The sequence below is a fragment of the Streptomyces sp. AF1A genome (genome assembly GCF_047340315.1).
Taxonomy (GTDB): Bacteria; Actinomycetota; Actinomycetes; order Streptomycetales; family Streptomycetaceae; genus Streptomyces.
Window position 1 is genome coordinate 1 of record NZ_JBLEBI010000135.1, and the last position, 19,029, is coordinate 19,029.

The 19,029-nt window shown below is 71.6% G+C and carries 18 protein-coding genes, 1 tRNA gene and 1 pseudogene; 7 read left to right on the top strand and 13 right to left on the bottom strand.

All coding sequences use genetic code 11. The annotated features are described in order from the left end of the window. Positions 1–118: 118 nt before the first annotated feature. Complete coding sequence (locus tag ACLU3S_RS27250) at positions 119–571, bottom strand: GNAT family N-acetyltransferase (protein ID WP_413954600.1); 453 nt, start codon at positions 569–571, stop codon at positions 119–121. 324 nt (positions 572–895) lie between these two features. Here ACLU3S_RS27250 and ACLU3S_RS27255 point away from each other — a divergent pair, with 324 nt between their 5' ends. Next, a complete protein-coding gene (locus tag ACLU3S_RS27255; protein ID WP_413954601.1) occupies positions 896–1,669 on the top strand; it encodes a LuxR C-terminal-related transcriptional regulator in 774 nt (257 codons plus the stop codon). A 115-nt stretch (positions 1,670–1,784) separates the two neighbouring features. Here ACLU3S_RS27255 and ACLU3S_RS27260 read toward each other — a convergent pair whose 3' ends face one another. Further along, the gene (locus tag ACLU3S_RS27260) at positions 1,785–2,282 is read right to left on the bottom strand and encodes a MarR family winged helix-turn-helix transcriptional regulator (RefSeq protein WP_413954602.1); all 498 of its coding nucleotides are present in this window, start codon (positions 2,280–2,282) and stop codon (positions 1,785–1,787) included. Between the two features lie 89 nt (positions 2,283–2,371). On the opposite strand from ACLU3S_RS27260, the gene ACLU3S_RS27265 reads away from it, so the two are divergent. Next, positions 2,372–3,190, top strand: a complete 819-nt coding sequence (locus ACLU3S_RS27265; protein WP_413954603.1) for a trans-aconitate 2-methyltransferase — start codon at positions 2,372–2,374, stop codon at positions 3,188–3,190. 2 nt (positions 3,191–3,192) lie between these two features. Further along, positions 3,193–3,564 carry a VOC family protein gene (locus ACLU3S_RS27270; protein WP_413954604.1) on the top strand — a complete coding sequence of 124 codons (372 nt, stop codon included), beginning with the start codon at positions 3,193–3,195 and terminating at the stop codon, positions 3,562–3,564. A 26-nt stretch (positions 3,565–3,590) separates the two neighbouring features. Here ACLU3S_RS27270 and ACLU3S_RS27275 read toward each other — a convergent pair whose 3' ends face one another. Both ACLU3S_RS27275 and ACLU3S_RS27280 read right to left on the bottom strand, forming a co-directional pair. Continuing rightward, positions 3,591–4,268: a TetR family transcriptional regulator gene (locus ACLU3S_RS27275; RefSeq protein ID WP_413954605.1), complete on the bottom strand. Its 678-nt coding sequence runs from the start codon at positions 4,266–4,268 to the stop codon at positions 3,591–3,593. After that, positions 4,265–5,272: an acyl-CoA desaturase gene (locus tag ACLU3S_RS27280; protein WP_413954606.1), complete on the bottom strand. Its 1,008-nt coding sequence runs from the start codon at positions 5,270–5,272 to the stop codon at positions 4,265–4,267. The genes ACLU3S_RS27275 and ACLU3S_RS27280 overlap by 4 nt, the downstream gene beginning before the upstream one ends. 303 nt (positions 5,273–5,575) lie before the next feature. Here ACLU3S_RS27280 and ppc point away from each other — a divergent pair, with 303 nt between their 5' ends. Continuing rightward, positions 5,576–8,308: a phosphoenolpyruvate carboxylase gene (ppc, locus tag ACLU3S_RS27285; protein WP_413954607.1), complete on the top strand. Its 2,733-nt coding sequence runs from the start codon at positions 5,576–5,578 to the stop codon at positions 8,306–8,308. A 70-nt stretch (positions 8,309–8,378) separates the two neighbouring features. Here ppc and ACLU3S_RS27290 read toward each other — a convergent pair whose 3' ends face one another. The 7 genes from ACLU3S_RS27290 to ACLU3S_RS27320 all read right to left on the bottom strand — a co-directional run bounded on the left by ACLU3S_RS27290 (position 8,379) and on the right by ACLU3S_RS27320 (position 14,021). Continuing rightward, positions 8,379–9,062 (bottom strand): hypothetical protein, encoded by a 684-nt coding sequence (locus ACLU3S_RS27290; protein WP_413954608.1) that lies wholly within the window; start codon positions 9,060–9,062, stop codon positions 8,379–8,381. Positions 9,063–9,187: 125 nt separating this feature from the next. Further along, positions 9,188–9,703 (bottom strand): hypothetical protein, encoded by a 516-nt coding sequence (locus tag ACLU3S_RS27295; RefSeq protein WP_413954609.1) that lies wholly within the window; start codon positions 9,701–9,703, stop codon positions 9,188–9,190. Positions 9,704–9,755: 52 nt separating this feature from the next. After that, positions 9,756–10,358: an aminoacyl-tRNA hydrolase gene (pth, locus tag ACLU3S_RS27300; RefSeq protein ID WP_413954610.1), complete on the bottom strand. Its 603-nt coding sequence runs from the start codon at positions 10,356–10,358 to the stop codon at positions 9,756–9,758. Between the two features lie 75 nt (positions 10,359–10,433). After that, positions 10,434–11,027, bottom strand: coding sequence for a 50S ribosomal protein L25/general stress protein Ctc (locus ACLU3S_RS27305; protein WP_413954611.1), 594 nt, complete (start codon positions 11,025–11,027; stop codon positions 10,434–10,436). Between the two features lie 206 nt (positions 11,028–11,233). Continuing rightward, complete coding sequence (locus ACLU3S_RS27310) at positions 11,234–12,214, bottom strand: ribose-phosphate diphosphokinase (protein WP_413954612.1); 981 nt, start codon at positions 12,212–12,214, stop codon at positions 11,234–11,236. A gap of 151 nt (positions 12,215–12,365) precedes the next feature. Further along, on the bottom strand, positions 12,366–13,814 hold the full coding sequence (glmU, locus tag ACLU3S_RS27315) for a bifunctional UDP-N-acetylglucosamine diphosphorylase/glucosamine-1-phosphate N-acetyltransferase GlmU (protein WP_413954613.1): 1,449 nt from the start codon (positions 13,812–13,814) through the stop codon (positions 12,366–12,368). Positions 13,815–13,947: 133 nt separating this feature from the next. Continuing rightward, a tRNA-Gln gene (locus tag ACLU3S_RS27320) sits at positions 13,948–14,021 on the bottom strand. Positions 14,022–14,403: 382 nt separating this feature from the next. On the opposite strand from ACLU3S_RS27320, the gene ACLU3S_RS27325 reads away from it, so the two are divergent. Further along, the gene (locus tag ACLU3S_RS27325; protein WP_413954614.1) at positions 14,404–15,717 is read left to right on the top strand and encodes a sensor histidine kinase; all 1,314 of its coding nucleotides are present in this window, start codon (positions 14,404–14,406) and stop codon (positions 15,715–15,717) included. 18 nt (positions 15,718–15,735) lie between these two features. Here ACLU3S_RS27325 and ACLU3S_RS27330 read toward each other — a convergent pair whose 3' ends face one another. Together ACLU3S_RS27330 and ACLU3S_RS27335 are read right to left on the bottom strand one after the other, a co-directional pair. Next, complete coding sequence (locus ACLU3S_RS27330; protein WP_413954615.1) at positions 15,736–16,266, bottom strand: SUKH-3 domain-containing protein; 531 nt, start codon at positions 16,264–16,266, stop codon at positions 15,736–15,738. A 64-nt stretch (positions 16,267–16,330) separates the two neighbouring features. Then, positions 16,331–16,849 (bottom strand): YwqJ-related putative deaminase, encoded by a 519-nt coding sequence (locus tag ACLU3S_RS27335; RefSeq protein ID WP_413954616.1) that lies wholly within the window; start codon positions 16,847–16,849, stop codon positions 16,331–16,333. A 283-nt stretch (positions 16,850–17,132) separates the two neighbouring features. Between ACLU3S_RS27335 and ACLU3S_RS27340 the strand changes: the two genes are divergently transcribed. Beyond that, complete coding sequence (locus ACLU3S_RS27340) at positions 17,133–18,143, top strand: SMI1/KNR4 family protein (protein WP_413954617.1); 1,011 nt, start codon at positions 17,133–17,135, stop codon at positions 18,141–18,143. A 10-nt stretch (positions 18,144–18,153) separates the two neighbouring features. Beyond that, a pseudogene (locus ACLU3S_RS27345) lies at positions 18,154–19,029 on the top strand (hypothetical protein); the annotation flags it as partial.

A 19,029-nucleotide genomic window follows, 5' to 3' on the forward strand; every position in this document is an offset into this window, starting at 1 on the left:
TGGAGCCCCGCCGCCTCCGCCCGCACCGTCGGGTCCGCCGGGCCCCCGGGTTCCGTCCCGGCCCCCTTATCCGCCGCCGCCTCCGCCTCCGCCTGCGCCCGCGGAGGGGTAGCCCAGGTCAGCCAAGCCGCTTCGTCAGCGTGTACTCCGTGATCCCCGGCGGGTAGTCGGGGATGACGCAGACCACCTCGTAGCCCTGCTTGCGGTAGAAGTCCGGGGCCTGGAAGTCCCAGGTCTCCAGGCGGGACGCCGTGCAGCCGCGGTCGGTGGCGATGCGCTCGGCCTCGGCGAGGAGGCGTGAGCCCAGGCCCGCGCCGCGGTGCGCGGCGTCGACCCACAGGTAGGTCACGTGCAGCCAGGTGGTCCAGGTGTGGCCGACCAGGCCGCCCGCGAGGTCGCCGACGGGGTCCAGGGCCCAGACGTGCAGGGGCACCTCGTGTTCGGCGGGGGTGCCGCGCAGCGCGGACAGCACCGGAGAGGCCGCCGTGTTGGTGTCCCGAAGCCGCGAGCGGAGCAGATCACGTCGGGCCTTGTCGACTTCCGCCTCAATACGAAACATGCGGCACACCATAAACGCGCCGGACGGCCAGTTCTGCAAATCACCTTCCGCTGTGGTCTCTCATCCGTACTCTGAGGAACAGCGCCGGTGGGGGCCGGCGCTGATCAGGGGAAGCGAGACAGGCGGGTACGGCGCCCGCGGTGGGGGTAGCAGTCTCCGCGACGGCGGCGGCCGTGCGGCGGGTGTCCTTCCCGAGGGTGTCGTGCTTCGCGCGGGTCGTCGTTCTCCGGACCTTTTCCGGGCATTCCGGACCGGCCTATCCGGGCGCGGCCCTCCCCGGGCCCTTCCGGATCTTGGTATCCCCTGCTCCACGCGGAGCCTGGGGAAGGGGGTTTCGTGGTTCGTATCCGAGTCCTGGTCGTGGACGACCACCGCATCTTCGCCGAGTCGCTCGCCGCCGCCCTGGCCGCCGAGCCCGACGTCGACGTCTTCGCCGCCGGCAGCGGCCCGGCCGCGCTGCGCTGCCTGGAGCGGGCGGCCGCCGAGGGCCGCCGCTACGACGTCCTCCTCGTCGACGCCGACCTGGGCGGCCATCTGCCCCACGTCCGCCCGGCCGTGCCCGTGCGGGAGGGCGCCGAGGACGGCCAGGTCGACGGGCTGTCCCTGGTCGCCGGCGTCCGGGCCGCTCAGCCCGCCGTGCGGACGGTCGTCCTCGCCGAGAAGGACGATCCGCGCCGCGCCGCCCTCGCGCTGCAGGCCGGCGCCTGCGGCTGGGTGGCCAAGGACTGCTCGCTGTCCCGGCTGCTGACCGTGATCCGGGGCGTGCTGCGCGACGAGACGCACCTGCCGCCCGCGCTGCTGACCGGCGTCCTCAAGGAGCTGACGGCCGCGCGCAAGCACCGCACCGAGAGCGAGCGGCTGGTGGAGTCCCTCACGCCGAGGGAGCGGGAGGTGCTCAGGTGCATGGTCGCGGGCCTCGGCCGCAAGGCCGTCGCCGAACGGCTGTACCTGTCCCCGCACACCGTCCGCACCCATATGCAGAACGTCCTCGGCAAGCTGGGCGTCCACTCCACCCTGGCCGCGGTCGCCCTGGCCCGGCGGGCCGGGGTGGGACCGGTGGACCTGGGGCCCGCCGGGCGGGTCGTGCCGGAGGAGACGAACAGCGCCTGACCGGCCGAGGTGAGCGGAACCCGGCGGGCAGCCGCACGGCGGAGGCGGCCGACGGCAACGCGGCAGACGTGCGCGTCGTACTCCGTGTCCGCGCCGGGAGCCGCCACGCACGCCCCTAACCGGGGATGTTGTCGAACGGCGCGGTCAACTGGCGGAGCAGCCCCGCCAGTTCCGAGCGCTGGGCGGGGGAGAGCTCGCCGAGGAGCGCCCGCTCCTGCTCCAGCAGGCCTGCGAGCGCCTCGTCGGCGCGGTCCCGGCCGGTCCCGGTCAGCCGGACCAGCACACCGCGCCGGTCGCTCGGATCGGGCAGCCGCTCCACCAGGCCCTTCTTGGCGAGCCGGTCGATCCGGTTGGTCATCGTGCCGGAGGTGACCAGGGTCTGCGTCAGCAGCTGGCCCGGGGAGAGCTGATACGGCGTGCCCGCGCGCCGCAGCGCGGTCAGCACGTCGAACTCCCAGGGCTCCAGCCGGTGCTCGGCGAACGCCAGCCGGCGCGCTCGGTCCAGGTGCCGGGCGAGCCGGCTCACCCGGCTGAGCACTTCCAGCGGCTCCACGTCGAGGTCCGGACGCTCCCGGCGCCACGCTGCGACCAGCCGATCGACCTCGTCCTCCATGAGGATCAGTGTAGTGGTTGTGTCGACATGAAGTCTCTTGAGATCGAGTGTCTTGACGTCGAGATAGTTCGCGCGGGACAGTGGGGGACATGACGAAGCCCGCCTGGGACCCCGCCCAGTACCTCCGCCACGCCGGGCACCGCGCCCGCCCCTTCACCGACCTCCTCGCCCGCATCCCGGAGCCGCCCGCCCCCGGCGGCCGCCCCCGCGTCGCCGACCTCGGCTGCGGCCCCGGCAACGTCACCGTCCTGATCGCCGAACGCTGGCCCACCGCGCACATCACCGGCTACGACAACTCGCCCGAGATGCTCGACAAGGCCCACGTCGACCACGAGGGCCCGACGGCCGGCGGCGGCCGCCTCGACTTCGCCCACGCCGACGTGTGCACCTGGACGCCCGAGGAGCCGTACGACCTCATCGTCAGCAACGCCACGCTCCAGTGGGTGCCGGGACACGCCGACCGCTTCGCCGACTGGATCGCCGCCCTGCGCCCCGGCGGCACCTTCGCCTTCCAGGTCCCGGACAACATCGACGCCCCGCTGCACGCCCTCATGCGCGAACTGGCCGTCACCCCGCGCTGGAAGTCCCGCCTCGGCGACGTGCTGCGCCGCACGGACTCCGTGCACACCCCCGGCGCCTACCTGGACCGCCTGGCCCGCCTCGGCTGCGCGGCCGACGTCTGGCAGACGACGTACCAGCACGTCCTGCAGGGCGAGGACCCGGTCCTGGACTGGGTGAAGGGCACCGGCCTCAGGCCCGCGCTGACCGCGCTCGCCGACGACCCCGAGGCGCGCGAGGCGTTCCTGACCGAGTACCGGGACCTGCTGCGGGCGGCCTACCCGAGCGCGCCGTACGGCACGGTGCTGCCCTTCCGCCGGCTGTTCGCCGTCGCCGTGAAGGAGGGCTGAGCGTGCTGGTGGCGGTCGATCACGTGCAGCTGGCGGCCCCGCCCGGCTCGGAGGACACGCTGCGCTCGTACTACGCGGGCGTCCTCGGCATGACCGAGGTCCCCAAGCCGCCGGCCCTGGCCGCGCGCGGCGGCTGCTGGTTCGAGGCGGGCTCCGTCCAGCTCCACCTGGGCATCGAGGCGGACTTCCGCCCGGCGAGGAAGGCGCACCCCGGGCTGCGGGTGCGCGGCATCGAGGCGTACGCGGCCCGGCTCGCCGCGAAGGGCGCCGAGGTCACCTGGGACGACGGCCTCCCCGGCCATCGGCGCTTCTACTCGCAGGACCCCGTCGGCAACCGGCTGGAGTTCCTGGAACCGGCCGGGCCGTCCCGCTGAGCACGCGGATGCTCGGCCACCCGGTGTCAGCTCTTGCGGTGGCCGATCAGCCGCGGCTTCTGCTCCAGGCCGTCCAGGCCGTGCCAGGCCAGGTTCACCAGATGGGCCGCCACCTCCGCCTTCTTCGGGCGGCGCACGTCCAGCCACCACTGGCCGGTCAGGGCGACCATGCCGACCAGCGCCTGGGCGTACAGCGGGGCGAGCTTCGCATCGAAGCCCCGGGACTTGAACTCGCGGCCCAGGATGTCCTCCACCTGCGTGGCGATGTCGGAGATCAGCGAGGCGAAGGAGCCCGTGGACTGCGGGATGGGGGAGTCGCGGACCAGGATGCGGAAGCCGTCCGTGTACTCCTCGATGTAGTCGAGCAGCGCGAACGCGGCCTGCTCGCACAGTTCGCGCGGGTGGCCGGCCGTCAGCGAGCTGGTCACCATGTCCAGCAGCCGCCGCATCTCGCGGTCGACCACCACCGCGTACAGCCCCTCCTTGCCGCCGAAGTGCTCGTACACCACCGGCTTGGACACCCCGGCCTTGGCCGCGATCTCCTCCACCGACGTGCCTTCGAAGCCCTTCGCCGCGAAGAGGGTGCGACCGATCTCCAGCAGCTGCTGGCGGCGCTCGGCACCGGTCATACGGGTCCGGCGGGTCCGCCGCTGCTTGTCGTTTCCGGGGTTGCTGCTGGAATCGGTCGCCACGGCGTCAATCATGCCGCCTCGGCGGTCTCCTTCCGGCGCCGGGAGCCGCCTTCCCCGGTGTTGCGGCGGGAATCGATACGCGAGCGTGACGGCCAGCGCACGTCGTACGCCCAGCCGAGCAGCTCGAACCAGCGGATGATCCGCGCGGAGGAGTCGATCTGGCCGCGCATCACGCCGTGCCGCGCCGAGGTCGGGTCGGCGTGGTGCAGGTTGTGCCAGGACTCACCGCAGGACAGCGCCGCCAGCCACCACACGTTGCCGGAGCGGTCCCGCGACTTGAAGGGCCGCTTGCCCACCGCGTGGCAGATCGAGTTGATCGACCACGTCACATGGTGCAGCAGCGCCACTCGTACGAGTGAACCCCAGAAGAACGCGGTGAACGCGCCCCACCAGGACATCGTCACCAGCCCGCCGATCAGCGGCGGCAGCAGCAGCGACACGGCCGTCCACAGCACGAACTGGCGGGAGATCGCCCGCATGGCCGGGTCCTTGATCAGATCCGGCGCGTACTTCTCCTGCGGGGTCTGCTCCTCGTCGAACATCCAGCCCACGTGGGCCCACCACAGGCCCTTGAGCAGCGCCGGGACGGTCTCCCCGTAGCGCCACGGCGAGTGCGGGTCGCCCTCCGCGTCGGAGAACTTGTGGTGCCTGCGGTGATCGGCCACCCAGCGCACCAGCGGGCCCTCCACGGCCAGCGACCCCATGATCGCCAGCGCGATCCGCAGGGGCCGCTTCGCCTTGAACGAGCCGTGGGTGAAGTACCGGTGGAAACCGATCGTGATCCCGTGGCAGCCCAGGTAGTAGAAGAACACCATCAGGCCCAGATCGAGCCAGCTCACCCCCCAGCCCCAGGCCAGCGGCACCGCCGCCACCAGCGCCAGGAACGGCACGGTGATGAAGAGCAGCAGCGTGATCTGCTCGATCGAACGCTTCTGTTCACCGCCCAGCGTGGCGGACGGAGGGGAAGTGTCGGCGGCCTTACGGGCTTGTTCGATCACATCGGAACTCGAGGTCATGCGCGTCCCCTGTGGGGTCGAGGGTCGGGGCGGATGCCGGGCCGACGGAACCGGAGGGGACTGGACGGGGCTTCCCTACGGTTCCGTAACCTACGGCGTCGTAAGTATGGCAGCGTGGCGTGCGGCGGCAAGAGCCCCAGACCCTGCGCGTCCACATGGCCACCTATCCTTGGAGTCGGTCGGACAGCGCGGTCCGCTGAAGTTTCCTTCCCGGACGCTCCGGCCGGTATGCGGCACTACGCCGCGCGGCAGACGGCCGGGTTCCCTCCCAGATGAGCTTCAACACTGCAAGGAGCCGCACCTGTGAGCAGTGCCGACGACCAGACCACCACGACCAGCAGCGAGTTGCGCGCCGACATCCGCCGCCTGGGTGATCTCCTGGGCGAGACCCTCGTCCGGCAGGAGGGTCCCGAACTCCTCGAACTGGTCGAGAAGGTCCGCCGCCTCACCCGGGAGGACGGCGAGGCCGCCGCCGAACTGCTGCGCGGCATCGAACTGGAGACCGCCGCCAAGCTGGTCCGCGCCTTCTCCACCTACTTCCACCTGGCCAACGTCACCGAGCAGGTGCACCGCGGCCGCGAGCTGCGCGCCCGGCGCGCCGCCGAGGGCGGCCTCCTGGCCCGCACGGCCGACCGCCTGAAGGACGCCGACCCCGAGCACCTGCGGCAGACCGTCCACCACCTCAACGTCCGCCCGGTGTTCACCGCGCACCCCACCGAGGCCGCGCGCCGCTCCGTCCTCAACAAGCTCCGGCGCATCGCCGCGCTCCTGGACACCCCCGTCCTCGACACCGACCGCCGCCGCCACGACGTCCGCCTCGCCGAGAACATCGACCTGGTCTGGCAGACCGACGAACTGCGCGTCGCACGCCCCGAACCCGCCGACGAGGCCCGCAACGCCATCTACTACCTCGACGAGCTGCACGCCGGCGCCGTCGGCGACGTCCTGGAGGACCTGGCGGCCGAGCTGGAGCGCGTCGGCGTCAAGCTCCCCGACGACACCCGCCCCGTCACCTTCGGCACCTGGATCGGCGGCGATCGCGACGGCAACCCCAACGTCACCCCCCAGGTCACCTGGGACGTCCTCATCCTCCAGCACGAGCACGGCATCAACGACGCCCTGGAGATGATCGACGAACTGCGCGGCCTGCTCTCCAACTCCATCCGCTACACCGGCGCCACCGAGGAACTCCTCGCGTCCCTCCAGGCCGACCTCGACCTGCTCCCCGAGATCAGCCCCCGCTACAAGCGCCTCAACGCCGAGGAGCCCTACCGGCTCAAGGCCACCTGCATCCGGCAGAAGCTGGAGAACACCAAGCAGCGCCTCGCCAAGGGCACCCCCCACGAGCCCGGCCGCGACTACCTGGGCACCGGCGAACTGCTGAACGACCTGCGGCTCATCCAGACCTCCCTGCGTGAGCACCGCGGCGGGCTGTTCGCCGACGGCCGCCTCGGCCGCGTCATCCGCACCCTCGCCGCCTTCGGCCTCCAGCTCGCCACCATGGACGTCCGCGAACACGCCGACGCCCACCACCACGCCCTCGGCCAGCTCTTCGACCGGCTCGGCGAGGAGTCCTGGCGCTACGCCGACATGCCCCGCGAGTACCGCACCAAGCTCCTCGCCAAGGAACTGCGCTCCAGGCGGCCGCTCGCCCCGACCCCGGCGCCGGTGGACGCGGCCGGCGCCAGGACCCTCGGTGTCTTCGAGACCGTCAAGCGCGCCCTGGAGGTCTTCGGACCCGAGGTCATCGAGTCCTACATCATCTCCATGTGCCAGGGCGCCGACGACGTCTTCGCCGCCGCCGTCCTGGCCCGCGAGGCCGGCCTGATCGACCTGCACGCCGGCTGGGCCAGGATCGGCATCGTGCCGCTCCTGGAGACCACCGACGAGCTGCGCGCCGCCGACACCATCCTGGAGGACATGCTCTCCGACCCGTCCTACCGGCGCCTGGTGGCGCTGCGCGGCGACGTCCAGGAGGTCATGCTCGGCTACTCCGACTCCTCCAAGTTCGGCGGCATCACCACCAGCCAGTGGGAGATCCACCGCGCCCAGCGCCGTCTGCGCGACGTCGCCCACCGCTACGGCGTCCGGCTGCGCCTCTTCCACGGCCGCGGCGGCACCGTCGGCCGCGGCGGCGGCCCGTCCCACGACGCCATCCTCGCCCAGCCCTGGGGCACCCTGGAGGGCGAGGTCAAGGTCACCGAGCAGGGCGAGGTCATCTCCGACAAGTACCTGATCCCGTCCCTGGCCCGGGAGAACCTGGAACTGACCGTCGCCGCCACCCTGCAGGCCTCCGCCCTGCACACCGCGCCCCGCCAGTCCGACGAGGCCCTCGCCCGCTGGGACGCCGCGATGGACGTCGTCTCCGACGCCGCCCACGCCGCCTACCGCAGGCTCGTGGAGGACCCCGACCTGCCGGCGTACTTCTTCGCCTCCACCCCCGTGGACCAGCTCGCCGAGCTGCACCTCGGGTCGCGGCCGTCCCGGCGCCCCGACTCCGGCGCCGGCCTGGACGGCCTGCGCGCCATCCCGTGGGTGTTCGGCTGGACCCAGTCCCGGCAGATCGTCCCCGGCTGGTTCGGCGTCGGCTCCGGCCTGAAGGCCCTGCGCGAGGCCGGCCTGGACACGGTGCTCGACGAGATGCACGAGCAGTGGCACTTCTTCCGCAACTTCGTCTCCAACGTCGAGATGACCCTCGCGAAGACCGACCTGCGCATCGCCCGGCACTACGTCGACACCCTCGTCCCCGACGAGCTCAAGCACGTGTTCGACACTATCGAGGCCGAGCACGCACTGACCGTCCGCGAGGTCCTGCGCATCACCGGCGAGCAGGAACTGCTGGACGCCCAGCCCGTCCTGAAGCAGACCTTCAGCATCCGCGACGCCTACCTGGACCCGATCTCCTACCTCCAGGTCACCCTGCTCAAGCGCCAGCGCGACGCGGCCGCCGCGGGCGCGAGCCCCGACCCGCTGCTCTCCCGCGCCCTGCTCCTCACCGTCAACGGCGTGGCAGCCGGCCTGCGCAACACCGGCTGAGCCCCGGGCACAAGGGCGGTGCCCCCGAGGCCGTACGACCTCGGGGGCACCGCCCTGTTCCGGCTCCGGTTCAGCCGCGCGCCGTGCGGCGCCGCACCACGAGGACGCCGCCGGCGCCCACCAGCGCCGCCGCGACGGCCGCCAGCCCGCCCACCGGAACGCCGTTGCCGGTCTCGGCGAGACCGCCGCCACCGCCCTGCGCGGACGGCGCGGAGGAGACAGCGGGCGAGGACGAGGACGACGCACCGGGGGCCGACGAGGACGGCGACGCGGACGAGGACGGCGACGCCGAGGAGGACGGCGTGCCGGACGGGCCCGAGGACGGCGTTCCGGCACCGCCGCCGGCGCCCTGGCAGTTCGTCCAGAACACCTTGTGCTTGGCCGAGCCCTTCTCGTTGTCGAAGTTCCAGAACAGCTTGTAGTGCCCGTCGGGCAGCGTCATGTCCGCCGTGCGGCCGTGGCCGTCGGCGTCCAGGGACAGGGCGCCCGACTTCACCGTCGTGCCCTTCGTCCCACCGGTCGGCGCCCACACCTCGATGTGCCAGTCGACCCGCTGGCCGCCGTCGAAGTGGAAGGCGTCCAGGTAGAACGAGCACACGTGCGGCTGATTGCGCTCGTCGTGCTCGTCCGTCGTCGACTCGTGGATCTTCACGTCGCCGTTGTCACCGGGCGGAGCGGCGTGGGCGGCGGGCGCGAGGAACAGCGCCGCCGACAGGCCGGCGCTCACCGCGCCGGCACGGAGGAAGGTACGCATGGGGTGGCCCATCTTCGAGTGACCTACGGGGAAGATGTGGAGGGGGCGGTTCAGCTTCCAGCCGCGGCTGACTTTCGGTCAATCACGAGAAGGCAACACCTTGTTGGCCCAGTCTGCGCAGGGCCTCACGAACCGGCGCCGACCGCCACAAAAGCCGCCGTCAGCAGCGCCACCCCGCACCCCGCCAGCACCCACGCCACCCGCGTCAGCCGCATCCCGCCCGCGACCACCACCGACGCCAGCAGCAGCGCACCGCCCAACGGCACCCAGGCGTACAGGATCCCCGCCGGACCGGAGCGCACCGCGTCCGCCGTACCCGGCTTCAGGACGACGTCGTACGTCCGCCCCTTGCGCACCGCCACCGACCTCGCGAGCTCCACGTGCGCGCGGGCCCGCGCCCCCGCCGACGTCGGCGCGAACGGGCCGCTGCAGGTGCCGCCCGCACACGCGGTCACCCGCACCGTGCCCTGCTCGTGCCCCTTCGCCAGCATCACGTGCTGCGCGGTCCCCCAGGAACCCCACACCCCGGCGAACAGGATCAGCGCGGCGACCACGCCCGTGGTCGCGACCCGCCCGAACCGCAGCGCGGTCACGGAGGCCTGGCGAGCAGTGGTGGCGGTGGCAGGCATGGCCGGGATCATTGGCCATACTCCTACGAGCGGTCAACTCGCCCGGGCGGCAAGAGCGGACAAATCAGGAGTTGTACGCGCTCTGCGCCCGCTCCAGCCCCTCCGTCACCAGACACTCCACCGCGTCCGCCGCACGGTCCACGAAGTAGTCCAGCTCCTTGCGCTCCGCCGACGAGAAGTCCTTCAGCACGAAGTCCGCGACCTGCATCCGCCCCGGCGGCCGTCCGATCCCGAACCGCACCCGGTGATAGTCCGCCCCCATCGCCTTCGTCATCGACTTCAGGCCGTTGTGCCCGTTGTCCCCGCCGCCCAGCTTCAGCCGCAGCGTGCCGTACTCGATGTCCAGCTCGTCGTGGACCGCGACCACGTTCGCCACCGGCACCTTGTAGAAGTCCTTCAGCGCGTTCACCGGGCCGCCCGACAGGTTCATGTACGACATCGGCTTGGCCAAAACCACCCGGCGGCTCGCCGGCCCCGCCGGACCGATCCGCCCCTCCAGCACCTGCGCCTGCGCCTTGCCCGCCCGCTTGAACTTCCCCCCGATCCGCTCCGCGAGCAGGTCCACCACCATGAAACCGACGTTGTGCCGGTTCATGGCGTACTCCGGCCCGGGATTCCCGAGCCCCACGATCAGCCAGGGGCCACTGGCGGGGGTGGTCACGTCCATGTCTCCTTGATACGCGCCAGCCGCCGCCCCCGGACAGGGAGGCAGCGGCTGAACAGATGATGACGACGGCGGGGATCAGACCTCCGCCGCCTCCTCGCCCTCGGTCCCCTCGCCCTCGGCCTCCTCGGCCTGGGCCTGCAGGACCTGCAGGACGACCGCGTCCTCGTCCACGGCCAGGGTGACCCCGCTCGGCAGGGTGATGTCCTTGGCGTGCACGGAGGCACCGGCCGCCAGACCCTCGACGGAGACGGTGACGGCCTCGGGGATGTGCGTGGCCTCCGCCTCGACCGGCAGCGAGGACAGGACGTGCTCCAGCAGGTTGCCGCCCGGAGCCAGCTCGCCCTCGGCGTGCACCGGAATCTCGACCGTGACCTTCTCGCCGCGCTTGACCAGCAGCAGGTCGACGTGCTCCAGGAAGCCCTTCAGCGGGTCGCGCTGCACGGCCTTCGGGATCGCCAGCTCGTTGGTCTTGCCGTCGATGTCCAGGGAGATCAGGACGTTCGGCGTACGCAGCGCCAGCAGCAGGTCGTGGCCCGGGAAGGTCAGGTGCAGCGGGTCGGAACCGTGGCCGTAGAGCACACCCGGAACCTTGCTGGCACGGCGGATGCGGCGCGCCGCACCCTTGCCGAACTCGGTGCGGGTCTCGGCGGTGAGCTTCACCTCGGACATGTCGATCACTCCTCGTAGGAACTCGGAACGGACGTGGTCACCCGGCCACGAACGGCCTGCTACGAAGAGCGCGTCGATAACGGACCGCCGCAGTCGCAGACACGACCACGGCCTCCCTCGCCGAGCAACTGCAGCAGTCTACTCGGACGGGGAGGCCGCACCCAAAACGATCATCCGCTAGCGCCGCGGACCGGGTTGCAGAAACCTCACTGCTCGTCGAAGAGGCTGGTCACCGACCCGTCCTCGAACACCTCACGCACCGCACTCGCGATCGTCGGAGCGATCGACAACACCGTGATCTTGTCCAGATCCCGGCCCAGCTCCGCCGGCGTCGGCAGCGTGTTCGTGAACACGAACTCACTCACACGGGAGTTCTTCAGCCGATCGGCCGCCGGACCCGACAGCACACCGTGCGTCGCCGTGACGATGACATCCTCCGCACCATGCGCGAACAGCGCGTCCGCGGCCGCACAGATCGTGCCACCCGTGTCGATCATGTCATCGACCAGGACACACACCCGGCCCTTGACCTCACCCACGACCTCGTGGACCGTCACCTGGTTCGCCACGTCCTTGTCCCGGCGCTTGTGCACGATCGCCAGCGGCGCACCGAGCCGGTCGCACCACCGGTCCGCCACCCGCACCCGACCCGCGTCCGGCGACACCACCGTCAGCTTGTCCCGGTCCACCTTCCCGCCCACATAGTCCGCCAGCAGCGGCAGCGCGAACAGATGATCCACCGGACCGTCGAAGAAACCCTGAATCTGATCCGTGTGCAGATCCACCGTCAGGATGCGGTCCGCACCCGCCGTCTTCATCAGATCCGCGATCAGACGCGCCGAAATCGGCTCACGACCCCGGTGCTTCTTGTCCTGCCGCGCATAACCGTAGAACGGCACGATCACCGTGATGGAACGAGCCGACGCACGCTTCAGCGCGTCGATCATGATCAACTGCTCCATGACCCACTTGTTGATCGGAGCCGTGTGGCTCTGAATCAGGAAGCAGTCCGCACCACGAGCCGACTCCTGGTAACGCACATAGATCTCACCGTTCGCGAAGTCGAAGGCCTTCGTCGGGACGACCCCGACACCCAGCTGCTGGGCGACCTCCTCGGCAAGCTCGGGGTGGGCGCGGCCGGAGAAGAACATCAACTTCTTCTCGCCGGTCGTCTTGATCCCGGTCACAGCACTGTCTCCTCAGAGGTTGTCTCAGCCAGCCGACTGCTCCGACCTCCCGACTGGGCATGAGAGGCCGTATCAGCTGGTAGGGGTGCGGGTGCACACGTGCAGATGTGCACTTATCACGGTACGCCGTGTTTGGCGCACCCGTTTCCGGTCAGTCCTCGGCACCGCCCTGCCGCGAAGCCGCCTCGGCCGCCTTCGCCGCCGCGCTCCCCGGCCGCTTCCGAGCCACCCAACCCTCGATATTCCGCTGCTGACCGCGGGCCACGGCCAGCGAACCGGGCGGCACATCCTTCGTGATCACGGACCCCGCGGCGGTGTAGGCGCCGTCCCCGATCGTGACAGGAGCCACAAACATGTTGTCCGAACCGGTCCGGCAATGAGACCCCACCGTCGTGTGGTGCTTGTCCTTGCCGTCATAGTTCACGAACACACTCGCCGCACCGATGTTCGTGTGATCACCGATCGTCGCATCCCCCACATACGACAGATGCGGCACCTTCGTCCCCTCACCGATCCGCGCGTTCTTCGTCTCGACGTAGGTCCCGATCTTCCCCTTCGCGCCCAGCCGGGTACCCGGACGCAGATACGCGAACGGCCCCACACTCGCCTGAGCGCCCACCACAGCACCCTCGGACACCGTGGTGTCCACCCGCGCCCCCGCACCCACCGTCGTGTCGTTCAGCCGGCAGTTCGGCCCGACCACCGCGCCCTCACCGACATGCGTCGCACCGGTCAGCTGCGTCCCCGGAAGCACCACCGCGTCCCGCTCGAACGTCACCGTCACATCCACCCAGGTCGTGGCCGGGTCGACGACCGTCACCCCGTCCAGCATGGCCCGCGTCAGCAGCCGGTCGTTCAGCATCCGGCGCGCCTCGGCCAATTGCACCCGGTTGTTGATCCCGGCGATCTCCCGGTGATCCGCCGCCACCGACGCGCCCACCCGGTGCCCCGCCCCCCGCAGGATGCCGAGCACATCGGTCAGGTACTCCTCCCCCTGGCTGTTGTCCCTGCGCACCTTCGTCAGCGCGTCCGCCAGCAGCCGCCCGTCGAACGCGAACACCCCGCTGTTGATCTCCCGGATCGCCCGCTGGGCGTCGGTCGCGTCCTTGTGCTCCACGATCGCGGTCACCGCGCCGCTCGCCTCGTCCCGCACGATCCGGCCGTACCCGGTCGCGTCCGGGACCTCGGCGGTCAGCACGGTCACCGCGTTGCCGTCGGCGTGGTGGGCGGCGACGAGCTGCCGCAGCGTCTCGGCGGACAGCAGCGGCGTGTCCCCGCACAGCACGACCACGGTCCCGTCCACGGCGCCGCCCAGCTCCTCCAGGCCCATCCGCACGGCGTGCCCCGTGCCGTTCTGCTCCGCCTGCACCGCCGTCCGTGCCGCCGGGTCGATCTCCGTCAGATGCGCGCTGACCTGCTCACGGGCGTGGCCGACCACCACGACCAGGTGCTCGGGCTCCAACTCGCGGGCGGCGGCGAGCACGTGGCCGACGAGGGAGCGGCCGCAGATGTCGTGCAAAACCTTCGGTGTGGCCGACTTCATACGGGTGCCCTCACCCGCTGCAAGAACGACGACGGCTGCCGGGCGGATGGCACTCACAGGGTTGCCCTTCGGCTGTGGGTGGGTGGGGGTGACAGCCGCAGGATACCGGGGGGAGTTTCGGGGGGTATGAGTGCGGGGCGCTGATGGGGCGCTCGGCAGTCAGGACCCGAACTCAGGTTTTGTGTTGCTGTGGCTCCCGGAGAAGGATTCGAACCCTCATTCAACGGACCAAAACCGTTTGTCCTACCTTTAGACGATCCGGGACTATTGCACGCTATGTCCGATTCGGTTGATCGGCTTCGCTCACGGGCTCCACTATGCCGTACCGGAAGCCCTCGATGCGACGGTACAAGTCGGCACCTTCCAGGACTTTGATCACGAGGCGCCCTCGGCAGTTGTCGCCGGTGTTCTTGCGCACCGTTCTGGGGTTGTGCGCGCAAGCCCTCGAAGTCGGCGTACTTGCCGGGTGCGCGTGTCATACGCATACCGCCCGGGTGGAATGTGGGGTTCCGAGGTCGAACAGGAAAGGTTCAGCAGTTCGAGTGATAGCGGTGGGTTTCGAGGTTGCACGGTCACGGAGTGCGGTGTGTGGAGGTAGGCGAAAGTCACCGGAAAAGCCGCACCCGGCGCCCGTAGGCTGGAGGGCATGACCGCGACGGGGGAAGACCGGACCAGGGCCCTGACCGGCCCTTGGTGGTGGGCCAGATGGCGCAGTGCGGCGCTCGACGGGAGTCTTGCGCTGGTGTCCGCGCTGGAGTGCGGCGCGGAGGGGATCGGCTTCGCTCGGGACGCGGGGATTCCGGCGTCCCTGGGGATCGTGTTCGGGCTGGTCGCCGGTTCGGTGCTGCTGGTGCGGCGGAAGTGGCCGATCGCGGTGGTGCTGGTGGCGATCGCGATCACGCCGGCCCAGATGGGTTTCCTGATGGGCGTCGTCGGGCTGTACACGCTCGCCGCGTGCGAGCTGCCGCGGCGGGTGATCGGCGCGCTGTCCGGGATGTCGCTGCTGGGTACGGCGGTGGTGACGTTCGTGCGGGTCCGGCAGGACATGGCGCGCGGGGATCTGACGCTCGGTGACTGGTTCGTGCCGTTCGCGGCGGTGACGACGGCGTTGGGGCTGACGGCTCCGCCGGTGCTGCTGGGGCTGTACGTGGGGGCCCGGCGGCGGTTGATGGAGAGCCTGCGGGAGCGGGCGGACTCGCTGGAGCGGGAGCTTCAGCTGCTCGCGGAGCGGGCGGAGGAGCGGGCCGAGTGGGCGCGCAACGAGGAGCGGACGCGGATCGCGCGGGAGATGCACGACGTGGTGGCTCACCGGGTGAGCCTGATGGTCGTGCATGCGGCGGCGCTTCAGGCGGTGGCCCGCAAGGACCCGGAGAAGGCGGTGCGGAACGCGGCGCTGGTGGGGGACATGGGTCGGCAGGCGCTGACGGAGCTGCGGGAGATGCTCGGGGTGCTGCGGGCGGGGGAGGGTGCGGGGCGCCGTGCCGTGTCGCTGCCGTTGGCCGCGGTGGGGGAGGCGGCCGCGGCGGCGGCCTCGCGGGCGGCCGAGGCGGAGGGTGCGGGGGACGGGCCGTGCCTGTCGGAGCTGGACGAGCTGATCGGGCAGTCGGCGGCGGCGGGCATGGTGGTGGATCTGTCGGTGGAGGGGGAGGCGCGGTCGTATGCGGCGGAGGTGGAGCAGACGGCGTACCGGGTGGTCCAGGAGGCGTTGACGAACGTCCACAAGCATGCGGCGGGTGCGAAGACGCATGTGCGGTTGGCGCACCGGGCGTCGGAGATCGCGATGCAGGTGGAGAACGAGCCGCCCCCGGAGCCGGCGTCGGCGTCGGCGGCGGGGCTGCCGTCGGGTGGCAACGGCCTGGTGGGGATGCGGGAGCGGGTCGTGGCGCTGGGCGGGGTGTTCGTGTCGGGGCCGACGGATGCGGGGGGTTTCCGCGTGTCGGCGGTGATACCGGCGGCGTAGGCACCGGTGTGCGGGGGGTCAGCCGGGGGTGAGGCGCACGGGTTCGATGCCGGTGACGAGGGTGGTCAGGGCGTGGTCGATGTCGGGGCCGACGTACCAGTCGCCGGTGTGGTCGAGGGTGTAGACGCGGCCTTCGGTGTCGATGGCGAGGACGGCGGCGGTGTCGGTCTCGGTGCCGACGGGGCTGAGCTCGGTGCCGAGGGCCCGGCCGAGGTCGCTGAGGGTGCGGGCGAGGTGGAGGCCGTGCAGGGGGTCGAGGTGGAGGGTGGCGGGGGCGATCTGCCGGCCGGGGGCGTGGGGGGTGATGTGCAGGCCGCCGAATTCCGCCCAGGCTTCGACGGCGGCGGGGAAGACGGCGTGCCGGTGTCCGGCGGGTGAGGCGTGTTCGCGCAGGGCGTCGGCCCAGATCTCGGCTTGTTTGATGTTCCAGCGTCCGGGTTGCCAGCCGGCGGCGCGCAAGGCGGCGTCGACGGGTGCGGGGAAGCGGGTCGGGGCTCCCCCCGGTCGTGTGGGGCCGGGTTGGGGGGAGGCGGTGCGGTCGGCGTGCATCGGCCCTTCGTTCGTCGTGTGTGCGGTGGTGCGGTGGTGCGGTGGTGCGGGGTGGCGGTGGTGGTCAGCCGTCGGTTTCGGTGGGGTCGACGATGCGGACGCCGAAGTGGGCGCTGAGGGCGGTGCAGGCGCGGCAGGGGGCGGCATAGCTGCCGTGGAGGGGGTCGCCGTCCTCGCGTATGCGGCGGGCGGTGAGTTTGGCTTGTTTGAGGGATTTGCGCGCTTCGCCGTTGGTCATGGGTCTGCGGGCGGCGCGTTTGCTGCGGGCGGCGTCGGCGGCGGTGATGTGCCGGGAGATGAGGATGGTCTCGGCGCAGCGGCCGGTGAAGCGGTCGCGTTCGGCGCTGGTGAGGGTGTCGAGGAAGTCCTGGACGAGGGGGTGCAGCGGTGGGGGTTCCTCGCCGCGGGCGGCGGTGCCGGTGAGGGTGGTGCCGCGGACGGAGAGGGCGGCGGCGACGGTGGGGAGGATGCCGTCGCGGCGGTGGCGGAGGGTGGGGGCGGCGGGTGCCTCGTTGCCGCTCCAGTCGATGCGAGGGTCGTCGCCGGCCCGCACGTCGGTACCTCCGGTCTGCACGGTTTTCATGATCGTTCTCCCCTCCCGGGCATCCCCCGAAGGACACAGGGTGCCAAATGCCGTGGCTGGTGCGGAAGCTGGGGCGGTGCGACACGCCCGGGCCGGTGTGGGGTCGTCACGGTGGGGTGACGGCTGGTCACGGAGGTGTGCGTCGGGGTGCGGTGGCGGGGGCGGGGTGGCGGCGGTGGGGATGTGGTGGGCCGGTGACCTGGGTTCGGGTACCGCATAGGCTGTCGGCATCCGCGATCGACAGCGCCGCTTCAGGCCAGAGAGAACGCCGCAGGGGGCAACCGTGACGACAGGTCGGCTCGGGCAGCAAGCCGCGCCGCCGAACGCGGCCTATGCCGGGCAGGTCGTGCACTTTCCGGATCCGGTCCGGGCGGCACGTCACTCGAGGGGGGTACGGGTCGACGAGCGTGGTTACCCGGATTTCTCGCCGTACGCGCGGGTGGCGGTGGAGATCGCCGAGCCGCCGGAGGGTTTCGGTGTCGACGAGTTGCGGCTGACGGACTACGTGTCGGCGAACGCGGCGTTGGCGGCGTCGGGGCACGAGTTGTGGGACACGGTGCCGGATGTGGCGACGCCGCACGGGTGGACGTGGCATCACGTGGCGGGCACGCGGCGGCTGGAGCTGGTTCCGGTCGAGGTGAAGGCGTTGCTGCGGCACCACGGTGGGGTGGCGACGGCGCGGGTGGACCACGGCAAGCGGGGGACGCGGCCGTTGCAGGAGACGCGGCCCGCGCATTTCGGCCTGCCGAAGTCGGGTGTGGCGGTGACCGAGGCGCAGGTGCAGGGCGTCGAGGAGGACTTGGGGTACCGGCTGCCGGGGGCGTACCGGTCGTTCCTGAAGGCGGCGGGCGGGTGCGCGCCGGTGGGTACGGCGCTGCTCGCCGAGTTGGGGCTGCTGCTGGACCAGCCGTTCTTCACGGTGCGGGACGAGGCGGCGGTCAATGACCTGGTGTACGTGAACAAGTGCCTGCGCGACCATCTGACGAAGGATTACCTGGGCGTCGGCTTCGTGCAGGGCGGGTTGCTCGCGGTGAAGGTGAAGGGCGAGCGGCTGGGTTCGGTGTGGTTCTGTGCGTACGACGACGTGCGGGACGTGGATCCGGCGTGGTCGCCGGCGGAGCGGGTGGAGCGTCTGCTGCTGCCGTGCGGTGACGACTTCGACGTCTTTCTGGCCCGGCTGGCGGGCAGTCCGCCGGAGTTGGAGACGGTGGCGAATCTGATGGTGGACGGCGGTTTCGCGCGGGCCGTCCCGGTGTCGTCCGGATCGGCGTCTTCCGGCCCGGTGGGGGAGTGAGCTGCGAGCGATGGTGACCTACGCGCAGGCGCAGGAGCGCGCCGAGGAGTGGATCAACGGGGATGTGCCCGTGTATCTGCATCGTGAGGTGCGGGTGCGGGAGTTCGGCCTGGGGTTCGTCGTGTGGGGTGAGGACCGGGCCGAGGGCCCGCGGTCGGACGCGGGTTCGCAGCGGCTGGTGATCGCCCGGGACAGCGGCGAGGCGACGTTGTGGCCGGCGCTGCCGGTGGGCGAGGTGATCCGCCGGTACGAGGAGGAGTACGGCCGTCCGGACGAGCCGCAGGACGCGGTTCCGGCGCCTGCGGCGGCCCGGGTGGACCTGAACCAGACGTCGTTCCTGCTGACTCCTCCGGAGTGGCTGCAGGAGGCAGCGGACAAGCTGGGCATCGGGGAGCGGCGCTCGGAGGGGGAGACGGGCTCGTCCGCGGGCGCCGGCTCCGGCGGGGCCGCCGGCGAGGGGGCCGGGATCTCCGGTGGGGGCACGCCGTCCTCTGCCGGTGTGGCTTCCTCCGGTGCGGGGGCGTCGACCGGTGTGCGGGCGTCGTCCGGTGCCGGGTTGGCGCAGACGCAGGCCGGGGTCCCGGTGGGAGTGTCCGGTGCGCCTGGGCCGGCTCCGGGGGACGTGCCCGAGGGGGCGACGCCCTGGGCCGGTACCGACACGAACGCGGGTACCGGCGAGGAGGACCGCTCCGTGCCGTTGCCGGCGACGGTGTTCGCGCCGCCGCTGGGCGACCCGGAGGACGATGAGCCGAGGCCGCCGGCGGCCGCGCCCGACGCGAAGACGGCGCTGATGGCGGGGGGCAGTCGGCTGCCGCCCACGGCGGTGGCGCCGGTGCTGGACGGGCCGGACGCGCAAGGCGCGCAGGGTGGCCCCGCCGCCCCGGGC